The sequence below is a fragment of the Okeania sp. SIO2F4 genome, assembly GCF_010672385.1.
GTDB lineage: Bacteria > Cyanobacteriota > Cyanobacteriia > Cyanobacteriales > Microcoleaceae > Trichodesmium.
In genome coordinates, this window is the sequence record NZ_JAAHGT010001149.1 from 1 (window position 1) to 2,655 (window position 2,655).

The 2,655-nt window shown below is 34.3% G+C and carries 5 protein-coding genes and 1 pseudogene; all 6 read right to left on the reverse strand.

From position 1 onward, the window contains the following. Positions 1 to 81 (reverse strand): zinc ribbon domain-containing protein (locus F6K22_RS43725; RefSeq protein ID WP_483244199.1); only part of this gene is annotated, 81 nt, incomplete at its 3' end. Then, a pseudogene (locus F6K22_RS38185) lies at positions 61 to 822 on the reverse strand (RNA-guided endonuclease InsQ/TnpB family protein); the annotation flags it as partial. The pseudogene F6K22_RS38185 and the gene F6K22_RS43725, both read right to left, overlap by 21 nt. Further along, positions 713 to 1,009 (reverse strand): helix-turn-helix domain-containing protein, encoded by a 297-nt coding sequence (locus F6K22_RS43730; protein WP_483244198.1) that lies wholly within the window; start codon positions 1,007 to 1,009, stop codon positions 713 to 715. The gene F6K22_RS43730 and the pseudogene F6K22_RS38185, both read right to left, overlap by 110 nt. A gap of 134 nt (positions 1,010 to 1,143) precedes the next feature. Beyond that, positions 1,144 to 1,401 (reverse strand): DinB family protein, encoded by a 258-nt coding sequence (locus tag F6K22_RS38195; protein ID WP_293110085.1) that lies wholly within the window; start codon positions 1,399 to 1,401, stop codon positions 1,144 to 1,146. A 383-nt stretch (positions 1,402 to 1,784) separates the two neighbouring features. Beyond that, on the reverse strand, positions 1,785 to 2,012 hold the full coding sequence (locus F6K22_RS38200) for an anhydro-N-acetylmuramic acid kinase (RefSeq protein WP_363275332.1): 228 nt from the start codon (positions 2,010 to 2,012) through the stop codon (positions 1,785 to 1,787). Between the two features lie 282 nt (positions 2,013 to 2,294). Next, positions 2,295 to 2,655, reverse strand: a 361-nt coding sequence (locus F6K22_RS38205; protein ID WP_293110087.1) for an anhydro-N-acetylmuramic acid kinase, incomplete at its 5' end; no start/stop codon positions are given.

The window sequence follows — 2,655 nt, forward strand, 5'->3', positions numbered from 1 at the left end:
TGAGCAAGTTTGAGATGTTGGCTCCCAACGACTAATTACCCTGAAATCGCGACCGTATTTCTCTGCTTTTCCTTCTAACAGGGTTCGGAATTGTCTCCACCCTAAATCTGAAATAGCTCTGGATAATTTGCGATTTTTTACCATACCATATACATTCAAATCTTCTAAAACAATTGTTTGGTTTTCACAAATTATTTCAGTAGATAATTTATGCAGAAAATCTGTCCTCGTATCTTTTAATTTAGCATGAAATTTAGCCACTTTCAGTCTAGCTTTTTCATATCGTTTTGATCCAAAGGTTTTATTAGACAAAGACTTGCTTAATTTACGATACTTATTAATCCTTTTCTTTAATGGTTTTGGTGCATCAATTTTTTGACCATTACTCAATGTAGCAAAAGTTTTAATTCCTAAATCTATACCTACTGAATTATTAGTTTTAGGTAAGGTTTCTGGTTGTATTTCTACTACAAAACTTAGAAAATATCTATTAGCTGAATCTTTGATTACTGTTACTGATGATGGACTAGCAGGTAGTTCCCTTGACCAAATAATTTTCAGCTTTCCAATTTTGGCTAAATAAACTTTATGCTGACCAACTTTAAACCCCCCTTTTGTAAACCTTGCAGTTTGCCTTGACTTTCTACTCTTAAATCGCGGAGCGTTGCGAGGAACGAAGCAATCTGGAGGTTTAACAGGTTTGCCTTTCCTCTTACATTTGGTTGATTGAAAAAAGTTTTGATAAGCCTGGTTTAAGTCGTTTAAAGATTGCACTCCGTGGTATAGCAGAAACCTCTGATAACCACTCTCTGTATTCAGTTTTTTTAGCTTGAGTAATAAACTGTTTTTGTAGTTCAGAGTTAACAGGTTTCTTCTCTCCTGATTTGTACTTTTCTTGACAGCAAGCTAGACTATCATTCCAGACAACACGGACACAACCAAATAGCCTTGCTAATCGGTGTTTTTGTCCCAATGTTGGGTATATGCGGTACTTAAATCTTGCCTTCATAAAATGTTGGGTGAACTAACAATATGATAACATAATTCATTGAAAAAAATTAACTAAAAAGTTAAAGATTCTGCTAACTTTTCCTCTGTTAATGAATCTATATAGTTCTGAATTTCTCCATCAGTTTTTTGACGCTATTGCCACAATAAGTCAAATTCAGCAATTAATTCTTGTCCTAATGATTTTATCTCAAATGTATAATTTTGAAAGCGACTCAACCACAGTTTATCTGCTAATAAAATATGGTCGAGCGTACCATGAATAGAATGAAAAAATGCTCCCTTATCTTCTCGACGTACTGCATTGGGTATTGATTCACAAACTAGGTATATTTTTTCGTTTACCCATTGATTATATTGGGATAGTCTTTGAAAATAATCGGTTTTATTCATTTTTAAACCCTGTATTATACTTTCTCTAGACAATATGAATTTTCAGTATTGAGTAGGCAACGAATATACAGAAGATTTCATCAAGCGTGAGGTACAAATCTTAAGATAAGGTAGACTTGGGGGGAAAGTAGACAAGGAAGCACAAACGCCAGAAAATTCAAACTTATAAAAATTTAGTTATTGATCGCGCCAGCATTTAATCTAGCAATGACAATTGATTTTTTCTCCCTTGTCTCCAAGTCCTGCTTGTCTTTTCCCCTTATAAGCATTTCCCCATCTCCCTACTCCCCCACTCCCCTACTCCCTGTAATTGGTTGATGAATTTCTCCTAACATGACTTTGGTTTTTGCTCCTGTAACTTCCACTAAATTACTCTTAATTTCTCAAGAGCGCCAATAAGCTAAAACTGCCATAGATATCGCTTCTTTAAAATCTACATCTACACCCACTTCAGCAGTGGTTATTACTGCTATTGGTGCTAATAATTTCTCTATCCTTTCTTTTAAATATAAGTTATGACTACCACCACCACATAATAATATTTGATCTGGTAAATTCGCTAAAAAATTTTTATAGCTATGGTTAATTGAAGCTGATTTTAATTCTGTTATGGTCTACCTAAAAGAAAACCACTCTAAATTAGATTTTTCCGTATCACTAAGACAGTTAAATAATATAGTCTTTGCCAAATAATTCTCTACTTGTAGACTTAGGAAGTTTCTATGGACTGAGTAATTATTTTATTCAGTATAAAATCTCAACTTGCAGTCTGCTTTTTTATAGGAAAAATAGTTCAAAAATTCCCTCCCCCACACTTCCCCGTCTACCCCCACTCCCCAAACCAAAGAGCATAATTCTCAAAAACTCTTGTCAGCTCCCCTCACTCCTCCTACTCACCTAATCCATATAATTGGTTGATGAATTTCTCCTAACATAACTTTGAGTTTTGCTCCTGTAACTTCCACTAAATTACTCTTAATTTCTAAAGAGCGCCAATAAGCTAAAACTGCCATGGCGATCGCTTCTTTAAAATCTACATCTACACCCACTTCAGCAGTGGTCATTACTGGTATTGGTGCTAATAATTTCTCTATCCTTTCTTTTAAATATAAGTTATGACTACCACCACCACATAATAATATTTGATCTGGTAAATTCGGTAAAAAATTTCTATAGCTATGGTTGATTGAAGCTGCTGTTAATTCTGTGAGAGTTGCCAGTATATCAGCAGTAGTTAAATTATATTTTTCTGCA